The following is an 18,838-nucleotide window of genomic DNA, read 5'->3' as shown; positions in this document are numbered from 1 at the left end:
CCCGCAAGCCGGGGTATTCGCCCGCCAAGGGTTATGCTTATGTTTGGACGGATACTGCCTTTTTTCCTGGGGCTGGCGTTACTGTTGGGCAGCGGCTGCGCGCACAGCGATGATGGTACGGTGATTATTCCGAGATCGCTTGATGCCAGGCGATTCTTTGACAAAGAACCGCCACGCCTGCAGCAGCCGCAGATCGAAGCCAGCGTGTTTCCGGTTGCGCCGCAGGAGCCGGCGAGACTCGAACCGCGCCGTTCGGCAAGTCAAAAGACATCAAAGAGAGTCATTTGGCGGGCCGCAAGTCCGCCGCTCTCCTCTTCCGAGCCGCACAAGGTGCTTGTCTGCAAGAACGTCAGCGAGCCAGGCAAGCGGTACCGTATGGTTTGCGAATAAGGCACTTGGTTTGGCCAGCATTCTACCCTCAGAGCGTCGCGGTGCCTTTCCGGATCAGATTGTCCAGATACGCCTCCCTTCTTTCCCCATGATCCAGTCGTTCTAGCATTCCCAGCTTCACGAAACGGAACGAGTTTTGCCGCCGGCTTCTCGCGGAGCGCTTGGCTACCGATCAGAACAGTCTTTGAAAGAAAAGGCCGCGCTCTGCCGCGATCGCAACCGCATGGGCCAAGCTTTTGGCACCAAGCTTGGCCCGTGCCAGATCAAGATGAAATCGCACCGTGCGCGGGGATAGCGACAGTATCTCTGCGGTCCGTTTGACCTTCTCTCCCCTCGCGTACCATTTCAGGCATTCGATCTCTCTATCGGAGCAGACCGCCTGATGGCGTGGCCTTCCTTGGATTCGACCGATAGCATTGTGAAATTCGCCGGAGAGATGCTGGAAGTCGCGAACCTCGGATTTGAGAAACGCCTGCCACGCCGCTGCGTTCTCGTTGCTCGTCAGGCTCAGAATGCCGCGGTCGCCGTTGACACCCCTAACCGGGAACGTGATGCCATGCTTCCCGACACCATGTTCCCTCGCTTCACCAAAGAACGTGCGCACGGCCTTGTCCGATAGGTCGATCTCCTTCCAATCAACCAATGTCACAGCACGCAGCCCATAGCGAAGCACGGGATCGATGTCGAAAAAATCCTTCTCGATGTAGCGTTTCACCCAGTCAGGCGAATAGGTGGTCACATAGAAGGGCTTGCTCGGTTCCTCGTAAACCGGCCTGACGGTAAGAAAGGCCGCCGTCTCAAGGCCGTAACTTTCGACGATTGTGTTCAGAAGGTCCGCTGCCTCCGCAGGAGAGGCAACTGCTCGAATACCCTCCGTCATGTCGTGAAAATTTGAGTCAAATTTCGCCATATCCAGCTTACCTCCTTACTATCGACGCGCCTCTCCAGGCCATTCGCGCGGCTATCGAACTAGGTTGCTCCTCGCTGGATTCAAGCGTCTCACGACCTGTCAAAAGTGACAGGCAAAGCCGCCAGTATACATAGGTTGCAACCCGCATTATTCCAGATTGGATGACCACAACCCGGCGTGGAGGTAACGCCTTGGATACGATTTTACTTTCGTCAAACGATGTGGCTCGGCAGACTAACTCCACACGTGGCAACCGCCGTGCATCACATCAGCGTTCCGCAACGGACGACCACGAAATTTGCCGTCTCTGCTCGGAGCTAAAACAATTAGACGCTGATCGGGAAGCTCTTTTCGCTTTCTTCCCCCCGCCTGCGCCGGGCAACCCTGCGCAGAGCAGGCAGTTTTTTACAAAGCTGAACTCGATTACGGCTCGCTATTTAGCGCTCGAACAGCGGCTTCGAAAGGCTCGCAGCGATATCAGGCAAGGCCGCCCACGAAGCCGCTGAGTTCGTCCAGCGGATGCCGCTGCGACCGCCGCGGCATAGCGCGCATTCAGAGTATCGATTGCCTGATGGCCCCGCGTCAACTCGACACCGAGGCCCTACCCGGCCCATCGGGCGCGGATCCGGATACGAGCACCGTCCTCCCCTCGCGGGATATGAGTCAGAGACACTTGCACAGCGATTCGCAAGATAGTTTACTGACTCAATGAATCTGAAGAGGAGTGATCCATGGGGACCAGCAATCAACTTTTGCTTCGTGCACCTATCGCGGCGTCGACGGCTGCGACCTGGGCCAGACCGCGACGCTGGGAAAGCAGGCGTTGCCTTGTGGCGTTGTCGCCATGGCATGGCTCGTAACCGCCACCTTGAAAAAACGGCTTGTCTGCTTGCCGGTCCGGAAAGACGCAGCTGTCATCGTCGCGCGTTGTGCAACCAGCGAAATGGCCGACGTCGCCGGCGAAAGGCTGAAAGCAGGCGTAGCCGTCACCCTCCCCGATGATCTCGATCGTCGCATCCCCTTCACGCCCAGATCGAGCGTCAGTCTCGCAAAACCCATCGCGGCATTTGGGCCAGCACCTTCCAGATGCCTTGACTTCGCCGGAAATTCTCACCTGCAAACCCATGACCCCCGAGCACGATATGCGTTCTTTTCGTCACATCCTCCACCTCGTCGCATCCGCGGCCTTGCTCGCCGGTTGCGCCGAGCGAGTGACGGATGCTTCACATTCGGCCGGCCCCGTTTCGGCTACGGACTCCTATTGGAAGCCTGATCGGGTCAGTCGCAGCCGGCAAGAATATGCGCCAGACTGGGGGCGCTTCCCGCCGGTCATTACCCGACGAGCCGGCTACCCAACCGAAGCTCAGGCGAATAACGCCTTGCGCCGCTCGCATTGGAGCTCCGTGCCTGTGCGCACGCTCATCACCAAGGAAGGCGTCAAGACGATCTCCGTCCCCGCGGAAGCCCCGGACACGATCGCTGCAGGCGTTCGCGTCTTTGCCTGCCGGCCCGGAGCGCTCAACGGCTATACTGGCCGCGTGCAATTTTACGACGGCCCCGTCGTCGCCTGCGCTTCCGACCTCCTGTCTGCCGATGGTCGCGTGCTCGCCCGAGTACCCCTCAATTTCTACTACTGGCAGAAGGCTTGGCGCGTCCAAGACCCGAGGCCGTCCTACAAGTCTGTCCCGTGGGCTTACCAGGAACCCTCGCCGCCCAAGAGCAAGGGATGGTTCGGCGACCGCTACTAAGCGGCGGCCGTCACACTGCCGCGTGTCGGCTGGCCAGATGCGTACAGAAGCCGACGGCCAAACCAACGGCGCCGGCGTCGGCAAGATTGTCCGCGGGCGTATGAGAGATACGCTGCGAGGGGCTTTTACGACGGTCCGGATGTGTCCTCACGCAGCGTGCCAATTCACCACCGCGTCTCTTCGTGCAGATCCCAGTTCGAAGATTGCGCCGACCGTCTTCGGCGACTTCGAGCGTATTGCGTGTGGTCGCGCCAGCAGTCATGGCGACCTTCACGCATGGAAGCCGCATCGCTCACCTCCGGCCGAAAAATCATGCTTCCATATGCGAGATCGATCCTGTCGTTCGGCCAAAGCGTTTCGCAAGGCTTTAGTTCAATTTCTTTCCTGGCGAAATCAGTGTCAGTGCATGGCATTGCTGACGGTCGCCCACGAAGATCAAACTGCGGATATCGTGCATCCAGCATTCCGGGGTAAGTCATCTACCGGTCAGGTTCTGCTCTTCTGCTGGGAGCTCGCTTCGCACGAACACGTCCAGCACTTGCGCGATATCGACCCCTGACGGCGATCCGTTGCGGACCATACCCCTCGATACGGCCGAGCGCATGGCTCCAATGACGCAGCATGCCGCGACGAGCGCTGCCACGGCATCGCCGTCGGTCTCGGTCAATAGCTGCTCCGCCAGCGCCCTCGCTCCTCGCGGAATTTGATCGACATCTTCACCACCAAGCGACCACTGACGATTTTCTTCCGTCACGGCGACACCTCCCGGACTGTTCGATTTGACCATTGGCGGCCGAGCTGGCGGAGCGGATCTCCGATTGCCACCGTCAGCCCATGAGACAGCCCGATCGCGACCGCGATCGAGAGCGTTGCCGTCGCCGGAGCGTCCAGGAATTGGCCAAGCGACCAGTTGAACAGCGCCAGCACCGGCAGATGGATCAGATAGAGGGCATAGGAGATGCCTCCCAAGCGGCGCAGCATCCGCCCCTGCCAGTTCACAGAACCATTCCGCAAGGTCGCCCTTGTCACGAGCCACCCGCACATCAGCGCCAGTGCGGCAGTCGCCACGCCATGTGTCGCCGGCGGTAAGATCGCCAGCATGAAGGCCCCGACCGTCATCCAGAACGCCGCTTCGATGTTGCCGATCGCCCGCAGGTGTTCCGTCAGACGCGGCCATGCGCTCGTCCCCATGATTGCGCCGATCGCCAGCCCGACCGCGACTGCATCGATACGAAACGTCCAAAGCGTCCCGCCCCATGGCCGCAGCGTGAACACCCCTACCACGAGGACGAGCCCGGCCAGCGCGACAAGCGCACGCCGGGGTAGCAGGAACACCAGGAGCGGAGCCAGCAGATAGAATTGCACCTCGGCGGCGACCGACCAGAATGGCGCGAACGCAAAGGCGTTCCCGCACCCTGCGGCGCCCCCGAAACAGGGCGCCCAATGCGCATTCGAGATGAAGGCGAATGCCGCCTTCGCGTCTGCAGGCTCAACGCCGCTTCCCGGGATGATCAACCCGATCGAGAGGATGGCGCCGACGCACCAGGCCAGCGGCACGATCCGCATGGCACGCCTGACATAGAAGGCGGAGGCCGCCTCGAGCGCACCGCGCTCATGCCGCAGGCTTCGCAATGAGCGTTCCACCACCAGGCCGGAAATCACAAAGAACAGGTCGACCCCGACGCTCCACGCCGGCGCAAACAGCAGAGCGGCGACCGTCCCGCCTTCTCCGAAGACCGGCCCGACATGCGACAGCACCACCAGCCCGATCGCCAGGCCTCGCAATTCATCCAGGCCCGATAGGCGGGCTTTTTGTCCCATCCAAATATCACGCTCGACAATCATCACAACATTGATTTAATCATAGGGCACAGAAGCGAGGCAAGGAATGCATGCACGCCTGACATTTGTCGCAGTCGCGGCTGCCCTTACATTGGCGCCCCACGCTTCGGCCCAGTCGCTCACGCATGATCCGAATGCCTGGCGCGCCGTCGCCTATGCCGATCTCGAGCTCCCGAACTCGGAAGCGGTGCCCTACGCCGCCCTATGGGCCGACCGATTGAAGAAGAACAACGACGCCTACGTGGCCAAAGGCGATACGCGCTTTGCGGTCGCCAACGCGCCGGCTTCCGAGAGTCACATCGTCGTTCGCAGCCCGACCAAAACCGTCGTCCTCTCGGTCCTGCACACGCTCACCGGCTGCTCGCCGATCCGCACCGATCCTGTCGGCAATGCCACACTGAAGCGATGCCCCATGCGCTTGGCGATCTATCAGAATGGCCGATCCACGGTCGCTGACGCCGGCTCCGGCTGTTTCATCGAATATGGCGCGCAACCGAACAACGTCCGCCCCGACCTCACTCGGAATGGTGCGATGGGTGCATATGATGTTCAGGCCAAAAGCATTCGCGCCGGCATCGTATTCCAAGGTGAAATCGCCCAGGAATGCCAATTCCGGGTCCCTGTCCCGCAACCCTAGATGTGAGCTTTCAGGAGGTTGTCCATTCGGACCGAACCGAGGAGACTGGAGTTACCAGGCTTCAGCACTCAGCGGAGGGTCCGAATGAACATCCACAAGAATGCCCGTCTCACGCCGCTGCGTCGAGAGGAGATGGCGCTGGCGGTGATAGAAGGCGGTTTTTCCAAAGCCCATGCGGCGCGGATGTATGGCGTGTCGGCCAAGATCGTGGCGCGTTGGACCGAGCGCTACAAGGCCGCAGGTCGTGACGGCATGGCCGACCGTTCGTCACGGCCCAACGTCATGCCGGACATGACCGAACAGGCAGTGGCCGAGCGCATCGTCGCCTTGCGCCGCCTACGGCTGACCGGCAAGCACATCGCCATGGAGGTCGGCGTCTCGCCTGCCACCGTAAGCCGGGTTCTCAGGCGTGCCGGGCTGTCGCGGCTCAGGGATATCGAGCCGGCCGAACCGATCCGACGCTATGAGCGCGAGCATCCCGGCGAGATGATCCATATCGACATCAAGAAGCTCGGACGTTTCAGCCAAGTCGGCCATCGCATCACCGGCGATCCGCAAAAGGGCAAGTCGCGCGGCGCTGGCTGGGAGTTCGTCCATGTCTGCATCGACGATGCTTCCCGTATCGCTTTCTCGCAAATCCTGCCCGACGAGAAAAAGGAGAGCGCCATCGCTTTCCTCAAGGCGGCGGTGGCCTATTACGCCAGCCTCGGCGTCACCATAGCCCGCGTCATGACCGACAACGGCTCCTGCTACAGATCGAAGGCTTTCGCCAACGCCTGCCGCGATCTCGGCCTCAAGCACGTCACCACAAGGCCCTATACGCCCAAGACCAATGGCAAGGCCGAGCGATTCATCCAGACGGCGCTGCGCGAATGGGCCTACGCCATAGCCTATCCGACATCCGATCACCGTGCCGCCGAACTGCCCGTCTGGCTGCACAGATACAATTGGCATCGCCCACATGGCAGCCTAAAATCAAAAACGCCTATCAGCCGCCTCGCCTTGACCGAGGACAACCTGTTGAGGCTCCACACCTAGAGGAAGCCGCGATGGCCGGTGTGTTTCCGGCAACCTCGATATTCGGAAGGAGTGCAATCATGATCGACATGGAGAACCTGACGTTATTCAGGACACCAGCCTGCCACCGGCCATCGCCAACGGATCAATGCTTCCCTGACGGCGCGCGATGCGCGGCCTTGACCGCGGCTCCTGCCGGCGGCCACGGCGGGATGATGTTCCGGAGATCTGCCATGGCCAGCCGGACAATCTTCGCGACTCTAGCCGTCTTGATCTCGCCGGCAATCGCGCAAGCACTTGATCCGCTCAAGGCTCCGCAGGGATCATATGTAGCGTCCACGCACACATGTTCCGATCTCGACCAAGGCGTCGGTGCTCTCGAACTTGCCGAGTTCGACGGCGACGCAATCACCGTCGGCGCAAGCACCTGCAAGATAGCAGGCACCCGTCATGCAGACGATGCGTTCCAAGCCTCATGTACAGAGCGTGGCAGCAGCTCCCCGGTCATCACGCCGATGAAGATTACGCGCCCATCCAGCGACGCGCTCTCCATCAATGGCTCCATCTTTAATTTCTGCCCGGGGAAGTAAGATGCTGCGTCCCTTCCCAATACTCCTCTCCGCGCTCCTGGTCGTTGGACAAGCGCGTGTTGCGCAAGCGAATTCCTTCGATCAGGATGCAAGTTCTTGCGACCTCCATGACAAAACCACCTTGCGTTCTCTTTGTACGAACGGAGCGGGTCTGCCGAGCTATCCGTCCACGCAAGAGATGATGGAGCGCAACCCGAACATCGCCAATATGATTGTAGACGCCGCCACCAAGTATGGCGTTGATCCCAAGCTCGCTCTTGCCGTGTCCGCCCACGAAGGCGCGATGTCAGCATGTGCCGGCTCCTTCAGTGGCGTTCTTGGACCGATGCAGCTTACGGGGGCGACCGGTCGCGCCTACGGAATGGATCGGGGTATCTTGTCCGAAAACATTGAAGGCGGCGTAATGACGCTTCGCGATGCTGTCAACTCATGCGGCGGCACGTCAGATATTCGCTGTCTCGCCGATCGTTACAACGGCAGCACTGAAAGCCAGCGCCGTAACTGGACGAACGACGTAAACCGCCGCTACGCCGGCCTCAATTCGGCCGGCCAATCCATTCCTCAGGGATGCGGCGCGCAAGCGGTCTGCCAACTGGGACCAGGCGACTTTCCGACGCCTAACGGTGGTGACACAAAACTCGCTTCATCCGCTCCCGGTCCCGCCGGCAGCGACATCAACGTTGCCTCTGGTCAGGTGTGACCCCGTCTCCCTTATTTGAGGCCGCGCCGTCGGGGCGCAGCCTTCAATGGGAGAGATTTCGCGACGAGAGCTTGCCAAATCCCCGTTTCAGATGACTCGCCAGCTCCTGTCGCACATCATCTGGCCATTGCTCCATCGCAACGCAGTTCACTTCGGCCGCAACCAGCGACCAGTACAACAGATCCGCGTGTCGGCCTTCGAACAGAGCCGCCACGATGAACTGTCCGATCACCAACGTGATCGTCTCGGGCTTGCCTTTCTTCCGCAGAAACTCCGAAACCTCTTCCACCCATGGTTTCGGGTGGCAATCGACGAACGCTGCCGCCTCCTTATAGAGCGCGTCGTCTCCTGCGACTTGCCAGATATTCGCTTGCATCGTGAACCCTTCAGCAAAAGGATGCCATCGCATCGACGCTGCTGGATTCTGTGATATCTGTCAAAGAAATATAAAATAGATTTTCTGCCTATCGTAGCAAATAAATCTACGCTCATTGTTTAGCAGCTTCTACTTTACTCGTATGCTACTGGCCCTGCGTCCCTTTTTGGCCGGAGGTAGCCGCTTCTTCTCGGAGGTTGCCCCAGCGGGGTTGGCTGCCTCTTTCAAAGGAAGCACACCACTAAACTCAGTCATGGAGCGCTTCACAGCACGCGTGGCCTCAATATGCCGCGCAATCTCGTTGAAGTTAAAGCCGAACGTCTCGATGTCCCGCTTCACACTGTCGTCGTCACCAGGCCGACCGATCAGCGTCCACACCGGCACCTTCAGATGCCGTGCCAGCCGCTCAAGAGTAACTAACGTCGGGTTCCCCTTCCCCGCCCGCAACTGGTAGAGCGTGCCACGTGAGAGCCCAGTGGCGTCGGCAAAACTCGCATAGTCGGGGTACTCGTTCTCGATTTGGCGAAGACGCAGTGCGAGCAGGATCGAAAGCCAGCCATCGCTGTCTTCTGTCTTGTTTTTAAATATCGGCACAGCTGCACTCCCGCTTATCGGGCGGAATATGACCGCTATTTTCTGTAAAATGTCTAGTGGTTAGGTTGGCAGCCGAACCGATGACACATTGCCCCATTAAAGTGTCGCGGCATCCTCCCCCATACCTCCCTCAAAGTGAGGCGTATAGCTTTTGGCCACCGCAAATTCATTCGAGGGCACGATAGCATTTCGATCTGCACGCCCTGTGGGAAATGAATAATTAAATGATCCGGTTTGGATGGCCTGGTCATCCGACTTATGAAATTGTCGTGTAATGCCTGATCCGGAGGGACAACCTTGTTCTCTCTTCCCCCGCGACGGGCTGGCCCTGCAATCGTTGCCCCATCCCATTTCGAGTGACCTGGTGCAGAGCGACCAGAAGCGAAACCTCGACGCCGCTGCTTCAAGAGCGTGGATGATTTCCCGGCTATGTGACGGTATTAGGCGGGCTGCGCAGACATGATTCGCATCTGCCAATTACTCTAACGGGCCGCAATGCTTAGCCCCTGCGGAGTCGGCGAGGATCCAATCTCTATCCCGGTTCGAGCTGGAAAAGGCGCCGGGGAATACGCCGCACTCTGAAGCCGGGGTCCCCAAAAGCGACACCATGCCCCCAGCCGTCGATAAACGCTTGATCCATGAGCGGCCCATCCTATCTCTATTGATCATTATAATGACGCGCGATCCGTGATATTATAACGATCGACTTGGAAAACCGAGGCTCTCTGTCATGTTCATCAGGTTCGCGTTCGCAATTTTCGCCGGCGGCGTGCTCGCTTTCTTCGCCCTGCCCGATCAGGAAGCCGGCCTTCGCTTGCTCAGCTTTTCCACTGCTTTCTTGATCCTGTCCCTCGCCGCCGTCTGTGTCATCGCGTTTCTGACGCGCAAACTCGGACGTTATTATCGTCTTCGCTCGTCGTTACAGCCGTCGCGCTGTGATGACGATCTTCCCTTGCATGACGCTGCAAAGTTGGAGCGCTCCGCCTGGTCGACATCCGGCGTCAACCCCAAGGATCCGAACCTCATCTGGCAGTACCGCCTCAACGATCGGCGCCTTGGCCGCTTCAAACTCTAACAGTCCCAACCGCGCCAGGAACCGCTCAATCTCGCGCACATGCCGTCCGCCTGTTTCAACAGGTCTGCGACCTGCCTGATAGGTAACGCAAATGATTGCACGCTTTTGCATGTTAGGCCCGCGTAGTCCATGAGCGTCGCTTTGTTCGGAGGGAAAGCGATGGCGGTGGAATGGACGATCGCCCTGACGCCGCGACGGCCCAGGCTTAACCACGTCAATCCATGGGATGCATCGTTGAAGCCAAAGGGGGTTGAATGAGATATCGATTCAATGATTTAATCATAGGGTGCACGATCTAAGGTCGGATGGCATCCTTATGAGTGACTTTGCTATTCTGGGTCGCACGGTTGGCCCACAGCATCCGGAAATTCAGACGCTCTTGCGTCAGGCGCGCGACAAGCAGGCCCGTGTCTTGTGTTTGTGTCAACATCCCGGAGTGCCGATGTACATTGCCGCTGTCGGCGAGGAATTGATCGTCAAGCGCATGCCGAACACCGGCAAGGACCATGCGGTAGACTGTGATCGCTATGAACTGCCTCTTGCACTGTCGGGAAAGGCGGAGGTCCTGGGTCAAGCGATCATTGAGGATCCTGCATCGGAGGCCGCGCGGCTGAAGCTGGCCTTTGCACTGACACAAGGCAAGGCGCGGCAGGGCCCATCCGGCGAGGGGACTTCGCACCACACCGTAAAAGCCGATCCGAAAAAGCTCACGCTGCGAGGCTTGCTTGATTATCTCTGGGAAGAGGCGGAACTGACGTTAATGGCGCCCGGCTTTGTGGGAAAAAGAAATTGGGGGTTGGTTCGGACATTTCTCTGGGGCGCGGCCGATGCAAAGTCGAGCCAGAAGTTCCAGTTGCGCGAACTGCTGTTTATGCCGGCAATGTACTCGCCTGAGCACAAGGATCGCCTGGCAGCGGATCGGGAGCGGGCTTTCGCCGCGGCAGCTATGGCGAAGCACAGGAAGATCGTGATCGGCATTGTGAAATCGCTGGATCCCGCCCGGTTTGGCGGCAAGCTGTCGATCAAGCATATGCCCGACGCGCCGCTCTTCATGGATGAGAAAATGTTCAAGACTGTGCCGAAGCGCTTTGCAGCGGAATTCGACCTCTGGCGACTGCACGAAAATTCGCACCTGATCACCATCGCAACGGTCACGCAGATGCCGTCCGGCCTTCTGTCGATCGACGAAATCGGCTTTATGAACGTGACGGAAAATTGGATTCCGTTTCAACACAACGACGAAAAGGAATTGATCGAGGTCCTGACCGGGGAGCATCGGCGATTTGTGAAAACGTTGCGCTACAACGTGCTGCCGGCAGCGCCGATGGCCTTCGGTCTTCTGACGGACGTTGACCAACAGGGAACCGCGCTTTTTGTCGTACCGCACGATGCCAAGGAGGCGGTACGGGCGGAATTCGACCATCTGATTTCAAGCTGCGAGCTCGAGACCTGGCGCTGGGACGCAAGCGGCCCCCGGCCGGCGCTACCGGGCAAACAGCAGCGGCTTTCGGCTCCGCCTGGCAGGCAGGCTTTGGAATATCGACGGAACAACTGAAAAGCGGAAGTGATGCGAGGCAGCCGCAGTAATTGGACCCAGCCAGGAAATAGAAATGGTGAACAAGCGAAAGGCCAGATGACGGCACTGATTGGATGCGGTTGGCGAGAGTCCGTGAGAGCGACGAAGCGCAGGCGCCGGCTGGCGCACTCACGGGGCAAGCTGAGCCTGGGGCTTGCGCCTGGCGCCGGTGTTTGCGCTAGAAGCGACCGTTGATCGGGGCCGTGACCCGGGAGTGTGAAAAGGAGAAAGCGATGCTGAAGAAATTCGACATGGATCCGGGAACGGGCATTGTCATCGCAACAATCCTGATTTTGGTGCTGTCCGGCGCCCGGCTTCTGAACCAGTGGGACAGTCTATCGTTTTGGCGAGAGCCGGGGCTGATCGCGGCTATTTTTCTTGGCTCGATTTCGGCGATTGCGCTGGCCGTCGCGTTCGTGATCCGGCGATGGTCTCTGCAGACTGTACAGTATGATCCGGCGCGCCGGGGACCGGTTATCGATTTGCAGGCGGATTCGAAGACTGACCAGCCTGGTTAGATGCGTTTCGGATATCGCGGAGGATGATGGCATTCGGATCGGGCACGTCGGCAAACTGCCACAGGCCAAGGTGCTGCTTTTTAGCGACCTCCTGCGCGACGATATAGGGAGCATGGACCGGAGCGCCGTTCGGAGTCACGGCCGCGAACGCCCAGCCGGTCGAGATCAGCGCCGTGCCGAGATCGATGCGAGAACCGGCCGCGGATCCTGAAGTAGGCTGTGCGACGCAAACAACGAAGCGCGTTTTGGTCGCGGCCTGCCAGGCGGCCGTGTAGCACTGAGGTTTGAGATCCCGGATGAGAGAGACGAGCATGGCAAGGCTTGCATCGCCGCAATCGACACGCCCCCCTGCCCCATTTGTGAAATAAGTGCCTCGCAAGCAGGCTTGAACACCGTAGAGACGGTGGGTCTCGCCGGCATAGGTCCAGGTGTCCCCGGTGCTGAAAGATGCTGTGGCGGGGATCGTAAACCAGGGATTGGGTTTGTCCTCGGCCAGTGCCGGAACACAGGCGAGGACGGCCGCGAGAAGGCCAACGGCTGAGAAGCCAGGCTTCATTATTGATACCTGCTCAGATCGAACCAGAAGCGCTGTTTGCCGTCGGTCGTCGTGAGATCGAGATAGTTTGGCTCCGTCCGCTGCTCGCGCCGCGTCACGGAGGATATGGGATGCGTGCCGGAGCCCGACCCTCTCGGGTAAGTGTCCCAAGAGGCATTCGTCGCATTCCGCAGAGCACAGAAAGCGCCGTTGCTGTCGGGCTTGTAGACAGTTTGTGAGCGAGAGCTGTTGTCGCTCCCGCTCGATTCCGTCTCGGGCGAGACGGCGATCGTGCCGTCCGGGCAGGGTTTGAATTTCTCATATCCGATACGACCGGAACTGCCGGCCTCGGGGCACTGAGGCCAGGGCTGCCCATGCGCGACCATACGGAAAGCGCGCTCGACCGGGGGCACACATTCCCCGACGCTCGCCCAACCCTGAGGGTTTAGGATGCACAGCAAGACCTTGCAGCCGAAGTCATCGGCATGGGCCGGGGCCGCCGACAGAGCCGCCAAGGTCGGCAAAAACGCCACAAGGGGAAGAACTCCGATCATTTTCATTGTGTCTGCCTCAATTTCGCGATTGCAGTTCATCGAATCATTGTATTAATTCGATATCGCAAAATCGGCAACGGCGCAGGATTATCTTGGTGATTCGATTCCGCAAAGCGGTACTGGCAGCGTGTGCGATCCTGGTGATGTGCCAAGGGACGTTTGCGCAGGAAGCCTCGCAAAGATTCCAGGACCGCGTTACGGCACCTGCCACGCGCATCGTTAATGCTGCCGTCGATGCGAATGGCCGGGTGATGCCGGCCTATCAGGTTGAGAGCCAAGACGTGCAGCGGATCGGCGCGCCAGGAGGCGTTGACGGCGCGGCCGCTCCGGTGACATCGACCAAGGCTGACAACCCCTGCCCCGGCGTCGCTGCCCTGTCGAAGGAAGAAGGACAGCGGATCGTCGAAACGATCGCGCGCCAGCAAGGCTTTGCCCCGCCGCTCATTGTCGCGGTTGCACGGGCCGAAAGTCGTTTCAATACGGGCGCGCTATCGCCCAAAGGGGCCTATGGCCTGATGCAGCTTCTGCCATCCACGGCAGCAAGCTACGGTGTCAATATCTGCGATCCCGCGGATAATGTGAAAGGTGGGATCGGCTTTCTACGGGATCTGCATCGCAAATTTCCGAACCCGATATACATGCTCGCCGCGTACAATGCCGGCGAGGTCGCGGTTCTCAAATATAAGGGCGTGCCGCCCTACTCCGAGACGGTCGGTTACGTCGCCAACGTCATCAATGATTTCTACCAATGGCCATCGGCCGGGTCCGAAGCAGTGATGCCCGCCGGCGCCGCGAGCCCCGATCTGGCCGGCGTTCAACAGGCTGCGGCCGGCGCAGCGGATCAACGAAATGACCTATCCCGCAGCAACTCCCGCAATGGCAGCACGACGACGGCTCGAGAAGCGACGGCGCCGGTCTGGCAGGGCGGGATGGTGCAAAACTTTGACTGAGGAGAAGCTTTGATGACCTTGTTGAAGACGATTGCTGCACGCAGCACTGGTGTGGCGATGCCGCTCATGGTGCTGGCGACGCAGGCCATGGCCGGGGGCGGAAATCTCCAGCCGGTGCAAAGCACTTTGCAGACGTTGGTGCAGACCTTGACCGGGCCGATCGCCACGGCCTTGGCGGTTCTGTTTTGCATTTTCATGGGCTTCATGGCCTGGGCGGCACGCCTGTCCTGGTTTGTGGCCGGAAGTTGGGTTTTGGGCATCGTCCTGGTCTTCGGCTCGGCCCAGATCGTCGAATTCTTTCAATCCGCGGTCGGCAGGTGATGGCGATGGCAGACGGCCCGATCGATCCTGGCGAGCCCAAATTGTTGATCACTCCGCTCGTCAAGGGCTTGACCCGAGCGCCGACGGTGCTCGGCATCCCCTACGAGCTTGCGGGGTTCATCGGCGTGCTGACCGCGGTCGTGTTCCTTGCAACCCATAATCTGGTCATGCTCTCTATCTGCGTGCCGCTCTATGCGGTTGCCAGGATCGCGATCATGCGCGATCCCATGTTCATCGAGATCATGTTCATCCGTTCACGGAAGATGCCGCCCCGGAGCGCCAGCTTCTGGGGCGCGCGCAGCTATCGGGTGTGACCGTGGCGATCGCACGGGCTCTTCGTGATGAACTGAGTTTCGGGGCCGTATCTCGTCGGGAGAATCCGGTTTCGGCCCACATACCCTATTCGCGGCATGTGTCCGACGAGGTGATCAAGACGCAGGACGGCATGTTGATGTCCTTCGTTCACATGAGCGGATTGTGCTTCGAGACGATCGATATCGCCGAGATCAATTCGCGCCTGCTCGGCCGCAACGATCTCATTCGGGGGTTGGCGAATTCCCGCTATGCGATCTACTCGCATATCGTGCGCTGCGAGGTGAAGCCGGCGATCGAGTCGAGCTTCGAGAACAAGTTCTGCCAAGAGCTGGATCAGCGCTATACGGCGGCCCTGCGCACGCAGCGCATGTTTGTGAACGACATCTACCTGACGATCGTGCGGCGCGAGTTGCAGGGCACGGTCGGGACGGCGGATCTTGTGCTCCGCAAGCTTTTGGGACGCAGGGCGGCGGACGGTCGAACTTCGAGCGAGGAGCGGGCGCTGATCGAACTGACGGACGTGATGAAAGCTGTCCGAGAGAGCCTGCAGGCGTATGGTGCGCGGGTACTCGGCGCCGTCAAGCGCAATGATGTTTGGCATTCCGAGCCGCTGGAATTCCTGGTGCAGCTTGTCAATGGCGGATTTCCGCGGCCGATGGCACTGCCGCGCATGAAGCTCGCGGAGGCGCTGGCGACGAAGCGGCTGTTCTTCGGCCCGAATGCCCTCGAAATTCGCGGGGCGTTCCCTGGCGAATCGCGATACGGCGCCATCATTTCTGTGGGCGAATACCCCTCCATTACGGGACCGGGGATGCTCAACCCCATGCTGAAGGTGCCGCACGAATTCATCGTCACGCAATCCTTCGCAATCATCGACAAGCCCCAGGCGCTCACCCAGATGGAGCGGGTTGGGCGCAAGATCGACATGTCGGATGAAGCCGGCTCGATCGTCGCCGATCAGCTCGGGGAAGCACGCGATGAGCTTCTGTCCTCGGAAGCGCTCTATGGCTTGCATCATCTGACGGTGCTGTGCCTTGGGAAAACCATGGATGACGTGGCGCGCTGCGTGACCGATGTCGGCACGGCGCTGACCGAGGTGTCCGCGCTATGGGTTCGCGAGGACCTGAATTGCGAACCAGCGTTCTGGGCCACCCTGCCCGGCAATTTCGCTTATGTGGCGCGCAAGTCCATGATCTCATCGAAGAACATGGCGGGCTTCTCGGCCTTCCATAACTATCCGAGCGGCCGGATTGGCGGGGTTCATTGGGGAACGCCGATAAGCGTCCTCGAGACGACGTCGCAAACTGCCTACTTCTTCAACTTCCATGTTCGCGACCTCGGCAACTTCACCCTGAATGGTCCCTCGGGCTCGGGCAAAACGGTGCTGCTCGGCTTTCTTGCCGCACAGGCGCAGCGCATCACGCCGCGGCCCAAGCTGGTTATGATCGACAAGGACCGTGGCCTGGATATCTTCGTGCGGTCGCTTGGCGGCCGCTATGAGGTTCTGAAGGCCGGTGAGCCTTCCGGCTTCAATCCGCTGCGCTTGCCCGATACGCCGCGCAATCGGGAATTTCTGTTCCAGCTTTTCAGCTTCATGCTGCGTCGAGCCGACGGACACGCCCACTCGACGCGCGAGGAGCAAGTCATCCGCAACGCAATCGTCCAGGTGGCGAGCGCGCCGCCCGAAGGTCGAACAATGGAGGAGTTTGCCGAGCTGTTGCGCGGTGCGATGCGCGCCGGCGATGACGATCTCTATTCGCGCTTGCAGCCATGGATGAGGCCGGATCAGCGCGGTTGGTTGTTCAATAACGCGGAAGACTCATTTTCGATGTCGTCCATTTTCGGCTTCGACATGACCAGCGTGTTGAGCGACGCAACGACCAGCACGGCAGCCTTGCTCTATATCTTCCATCGCATTGAGGAGCTGCTTGATGGGCAACCGGTCATGATCTTCCTCGATGAGGGCTGGAAGCTGCTGGACAATGATATTTTCAGCTACTTCATCAAGGACAAGCTGAAAACCATTCGTAAGCTGAATGGCATCATTGGCTTCGGCACGCAGTCAGCGGCGGATATCGTGAAGTCGTCGATCGCCAACACGCTGATCGAACAGACGCCGACCAATATCTTTTTCCCCAACCCGAAGGCCGACGAGGAATCGCACAGGGCGTTCGGGCTGTCGGAGCGCGAGATCAAATGGATCCGCGAAACCCCGCCCGAAGCCCGCAAATTCCTGATCAAGCATGATCAGGACAGCGTCATTGCGCGCCTCAATCTGGGCGCGATGCCTGACGCGATCAAGATCCTCTCCGGTCGAATTGAGACGGTTCAGGAGCTCGACGCGCTGCGCGCGCGCGTCGGCGACGATCCGCAGGTCTGGTTGCCAATCTTTCTTGGGAGGGACCCGGAATGAAGACCATTATAGGCGCGATGGCCGCCCTTGTGACGATTTTCGCGGGATCGACGGCCATGGCGGCCGTGCCGGTTTCTGACAGCCCGATCTTGTCGCAGCGGACCGAGGACAAGGCCGACAAGGTTCAGATCAAGCTCATCCAGGAGGATACGAAGTCCGCCACGCAGGGCGTCAATTGCTCGGTAACGACGCCGAAAAAGGCGCAGAACGTGAAGAGCCCGAAGGCTTCGGTCGATCCGGCGAGTGGCCGGGCGTCCTTGGAACAGGCCAATCCTGACATCAAGGGTTCTTCGGCGTTCGCCTCGACCGGGTCGGGGTCGGGCGCCGTCGGCGGCAATGCCGGTGAAAGGAGCCTGCTCGACAGCACCGGTCAGGTTCTCGGCGGCATGAACGGCAGCATGTCGACCGTGGTCCCCAATAGGCAGGTCCTCGAGACCATGGGGCAGGATGTCGGGACCGACAAAACGGTCATGGAAGCCTTCGACCGCAACAGCGCAATCCGCGCCCAAGGCGGGCTGACCTTCAACGAGGTGATCCAGGCAACCGGGTTCTTCGCCCAAGCTTTCAACGTGCGAAACATCGGCACTGCCACACTGACGAGCCGCGGAACCTCCGGCCTGGTGGTGCCCCCTCCCGCGTCCCCGCCGCCGGGCTCGGGCCCGCCGCCTGGCTCCGGTGGCGCGATGAGCTGCCCCGGGGGTTCGAGCGGCATCGGCAAAGCCGGCAACCCATGCTGCTCGTCGACGGACAGCGCATGCCCGGCGCCGCGCACGACCGACACGGTTGAAAACGTATCGCCCATGCTTACGCAAATCCAAAGGGACGCGACCAGCGCCCCCGTCACCATGACGACCGACGAACTGATGTCGGCTGTCAAGCAATATCAGGCTCAATAGGAGACAGCGCTATGCGTGGAATTGCGTTAACAGCGGCACTCTTGCTTGGCTTTGGCGGCATCGCCTTTGCGCAGGTGCCTACGATCGACGAGGCCAATCTGGAGCAGGCTCGGCAGATTGCATCGGCCACGAGCGAGATCCTCAGCACCGACCGCAACATCATGAACTATACGCAAAAGACGCTCCAGGCCGTCACGGGCGACCGGTCGAGCCAGGCCGGCGAGCTCGCGCAGATGGCCTTGGGCAATGGCGGCTTCTCCATGGGGGACGCGCCCTCGCTTGGGAGCGTGATCTCGGGTGGCTCGTTGTCGTTCGCCGGCCTCGGCAATGGATCGCAGGGGATCGTTTCCAACCTGATCAACGGCTTGCAGTTGGTGAAAACCATCTCGGGTCTGATCAATGGCCAGACGACGCAGATGGATAAGAACTACAGCGCCCTGGTGAACGTCGCGGCCACGGTCACCGGACTGGTCGACTCCTCGCAAAACGGGGTGAAGACCCGTTCCAACGCTTTTCAGTCGGGCGCTCAGCGGATCGGCACGGCGCAGGACATCAAGGGCTCGATCGATCAGAACAGCCAGATCATGGTGCAAACCGGTCTCACCGTGAACGAGCTGATCGGCGCGGTGAACACCGCAACCGCGGCCGCCAACCAGGAAAACATCGATCGTATGAACCTGATCACCCAGGCCTCGCGGGGGCTCGAATACAAGTCCGGCCAATGACGGTGCGCTTTTTTCTAGTAGCGGCCGCCACTATTGGCGCTGTCGCGACCTCGGGGTGCAGCCACAAGCCACTCAAGGCTCCCTGCTCGCGCGACGAGGGACCGATGCAGCCACTGGCGTTCGCGGCGCCCGGACCACAAACAGAAGCGGCGAAGC

22 protein-coding genes are annotated in these 18,838 nt (G+C 60.0%); 15 read left to right on the top strand and 7 right to left on the bottom strand.

The features are described 5' to 3' along the window. The first annotated feature begins 39 nt into the window (after positions 1 to 39). Positions 40 to 390 (top strand): hypothetical protein, encoded by a 351-nt coding sequence (locus J1C56_RS28825; protein WP_214393388.1) that lies wholly within the window; start codon positions 40 to 42, stop codon positions 388 to 390. A 172-nt stretch (positions 391 to 562) separates the two neighbouring features. Here the strand turns inward: J1C56_RS28825 and J1C56_RS28820 are convergent, their stop codons facing one another. Then, a complete protein-coding gene (locus J1C56_RS28820) occupies positions 563 to 1,300 on the bottom strand; it encodes a helix-turn-helix transcriptional regulator (protein WP_214393387.1) in 738 nt (245 codons plus the stop codon). 1,409 nt (positions 1,301 to 2,709) lie between these two features. On the opposite strand from J1C56_RS28820, the gene J1C56_RS33145 reads away from it, so the two are divergent. Beyond that, on the top strand, positions 2,710 to 3,048 hold the full coding sequence (locus J1C56_RS33145) for a hypothetical protein (RefSeq protein ID WP_246592087.1): 339 nt from the start codon (positions 2,710 to 2,712) through the stop codon (positions 3,046 to 3,048). 475 nt (positions 3,049 to 3,523) lie between these two features. Here the strand turns inward: J1C56_RS33145 and J1C56_RS28810 are convergent, their stop codons facing one another. Both J1C56_RS28810 and J1C56_RS28805 read right to left on the bottom strand, forming a co-directional pair. After that, complete coding sequence (locus J1C56_RS28810) at positions 3,524 to 3,802, bottom strand: hypothetical protein (RefSeq protein WP_214393386.1); 279 nt, start codon at positions 3,800 to 3,802, stop codon at positions 3,524 to 3,526. Next, positions 3,799 to 4,893: an acyltransferase family protein gene (locus tag J1C56_RS28805; protein WP_214393385.1), complete on the bottom strand. Its 1,095-nt coding sequence runs from the start codon at positions 4,891 to 4,893 to the stop codon at positions 3,799 to 3,801. The genes J1C56_RS28810 and J1C56_RS28805 overlap by 4 nt, the downstream gene beginning before the upstream one ends. 214 nt (positions 4,894 to 5,107) lie before the next feature. Between J1C56_RS28805 and J1C56_RS28800 the strand changes: the two genes are divergently transcribed. The 4 genes from J1C56_RS28800 to J1C56_RS28785 all read left to right on the top strand — a co-directional run bounded on the left by J1C56_RS28800 (position 5,108) and on the right by J1C56_RS28785 (position 7,834). Beyond that, positions 5,108 to 5,527 (top strand): hypothetical protein, encoded by a 420-nt coding sequence (locus J1C56_RS28800; RefSeq protein WP_246592086.1) that lies wholly within the window; start codon positions 5,108 to 5,110, stop codon positions 5,525 to 5,527. 84 nt (positions 5,528 to 5,611) lie between these two features. Beyond that, positions 5,612 to 6,565, top strand: coding sequence for an IS481 family transposase (locus J1C56_RS28795; protein WP_214392401.1), 954 nt, complete (start codon positions 5,612 to 5,614; stop codon positions 6,563 to 6,565). A 59-nt stretch (positions 6,566 to 6,624) separates the two neighbouring features. After that, positions 6,625 to 7,134 carry a hypothetical protein gene (locus J1C56_RS28790; RefSeq protein WP_214393383.1) on the top strand — a complete coding sequence of 170 codons (510 nt, stop codon included), beginning with the start codon at positions 6,625 to 6,627 and terminating at the stop codon, positions 7,132 to 7,134. Position 7,135: 1 nt separating this feature from the next. Beyond that, positions 7,136 to 7,834: a transglycosylase SLT domain-containing protein gene (locus J1C56_RS28785; RefSeq protein ID WP_051355418.1), complete on the top strand. Its 699-nt coding sequence runs from the start codon at positions 7,136 to 7,138 to the stop codon at positions 7,832 to 7,834. A gap of 43 nt (positions 7,835 to 7,877) precedes the next feature. Here J1C56_RS28785 and J1C56_RS28780 read toward each other — a convergent pair whose 3' ends face one another. Further along, the gene (locus J1C56_RS28780; protein ID WP_244493984.1) at positions 7,878 to 8,210 is read right to left on the bottom strand and encodes a hypothetical protein; all 333 of its coding nucleotides are present in this window, start codon (positions 8,208 to 8,210) and stop codon (positions 7,878 to 7,880) included. A 129-nt stretch (positions 8,211 to 8,339) separates the two neighbouring features. Continuing rightward, complete coding sequence (locus J1C56_RS28775; protein ID WP_027054613.1) at positions 8,340 to 8,804, bottom strand: helix-turn-helix domain-containing protein; 465 nt, start codon at positions 8,802 to 8,804, stop codon at positions 8,340 to 8,342. 730 nt (positions 8,805 to 9,534) lie between these two features. Between J1C56_RS28775 and J1C56_RS28770 the strand changes: the two genes are divergently transcribed. From J1C56_RS28770 to J1C56_RS28760, 3 genes are all read left to right on the top strand, one after another. Continuing rightward, positions 9,535 to 9,879: a hypothetical protein gene (locus J1C56_RS28770; RefSeq protein WP_056567658.1), complete on the top strand. Its 345-nt coding sequence runs from the start codon at positions 9,535 to 9,537 to the stop codon at positions 9,877 to 9,879. A 316-nt stretch (positions 9,880 to 10,195) separates the two neighbouring features. After that, entirely contained in the window at positions 10,196 to 11,434 is a 1,239-nt protein-coding gene (locus J1C56_RS28765) for a DUF1173 family protein (protein WP_214393382.1), read from the top strand. A gap of 254 nt (positions 11,435 to 11,688) precedes the next feature. Then, positions 11,689 to 11,973, top strand: coding sequence for a hypothetical protein (locus J1C56_RS28760; protein WP_214393381.1), 285 nt, complete (start codon positions 11,689 to 11,691; stop codon positions 11,971 to 11,973). On the opposite strand, the gene J1C56_RS28755 is transcribed toward J1C56_RS28760, so the two are convergent. Both J1C56_RS28755 and J1C56_RS28750 read right to left on the bottom strand, forming a co-directional pair. Next, positions 11,930 to 12,529 (bottom strand): thermonuclease family protein, encoded by a 600-nt coding sequence (locus J1C56_RS28755; RefSeq protein ID WP_214393380.1) that lies wholly within the window; start codon positions 12,527 to 12,529, stop codon positions 11,930 to 11,932. The two genes, J1C56_RS28760 and J1C56_RS28755, sit on opposite strands and share 44 nt — an antisense overlap. Beyond that, the gene (locus tag J1C56_RS28750; RefSeq protein WP_214393379.1) at positions 12,529 to 13,068 is read right to left on the bottom strand and encodes a hypothetical protein; all 540 of its coding nucleotides are present in this window, start codon (positions 13,066 to 13,068) and stop codon (positions 12,529 to 12,531) included. Before J1C56_RS28750 ends, J1C56_RS28755 begins: the two co-directional genes overlap by 1 nt. An 89-nt stretch (positions 13,069 to 13,157) precedes the next feature. Here J1C56_RS28750 and J1C56_RS28745 point away from each other — a divergent pair, with 89 nt between their 5' ends. The 6 genes from J1C56_RS28745 to J1C56_RS28720 are packed head-to-tail and all read left to right on the top strand — an operon-like array spanning position 13,158 to position 18,682. Next, positions 13,158 to 14,012 (top strand): lytic transglycosylase domain-containing protein, encoded by an 855-nt coding sequence (locus J1C56_RS28745; protein ID WP_214393437.1) that lies wholly within the window; start codon positions 13,158 to 13,160, stop codon positions 14,010 to 14,012. Between the two features lie 12 nt (positions 14,013 to 14,024). Next, positions 14,025 to 14,333: a TrbC/VirB2 family type IV secretion system protein gene (locus tag J1C56_RS28740; RefSeq protein ID WP_081709609.1), complete on the top strand. Its 309-nt coding sequence runs from the start codon at positions 14,025 to 14,027 to the stop codon at positions 14,331 to 14,333. Positions 14,334 to 14,338: 5 nt separating this feature from the next. Further along, positions 14,339 to 14,647, top strand: coding sequence for a VirB3 family type IV secretion system protein (locus J1C56_RS28735; RefSeq protein WP_214393378.1), 309 nt, complete (start codon positions 14,339 to 14,341; stop codon positions 14,645 to 14,647). A gap of 2 nt (positions 14,648 to 14,649) precedes the next feature. Then, positions 14,650 to 17,061 (top strand): VirB4 family type IV secretion/conjugal transfer ATPase, encoded by a 2,412-nt coding sequence (locus J1C56_RS28730; RefSeq protein ID WP_214393436.1) that lies wholly within the window; start codon positions 14,650 to 14,652, stop codon positions 17,059 to 17,061. Positions 17,062 to 17,117: 56 nt separating this feature from the next. After that, the gene (locus tag J1C56_RS28725; protein WP_246592082.1) at positions 17,118 to 17,957 is read left to right on the top strand and encodes a hypothetical protein; all 840 of its coding nucleotides are present in this window, start codon (positions 17,118 to 17,120) and stop codon (positions 17,955 to 17,957) included. Positions 17,958 to 17,968: 11 nt separating this feature from the next. Continuing rightward, positions 17,969 to 18,682 carry a type IV secretion system protein gene (locus tag J1C56_RS28720; protein ID WP_136621825.1) on the top strand — a complete coding sequence of 238 codons (714 nt, stop codon included), beginning with the start codon at positions 17,969 to 17,971 and terminating at the stop codon, positions 18,680 to 18,682. Positions 18,683 to 18,838: the final 156 nt, after the last annotated feature.

The sequence above is a fragment of the Aminobacter anthyllidis genome (genome assembly GCF_018555685.1).
GTDB lineage: Bacteria > Pseudomonadota > Alphaproteobacteria > Rhizobiales > Rhizobiaceae > Aminobacter > Aminobacter anthyllidis.
Note: the sequence above shows the minus strand (reverse complement) of the source record. Positions and strands in the feature narration are given on the sequence as shown.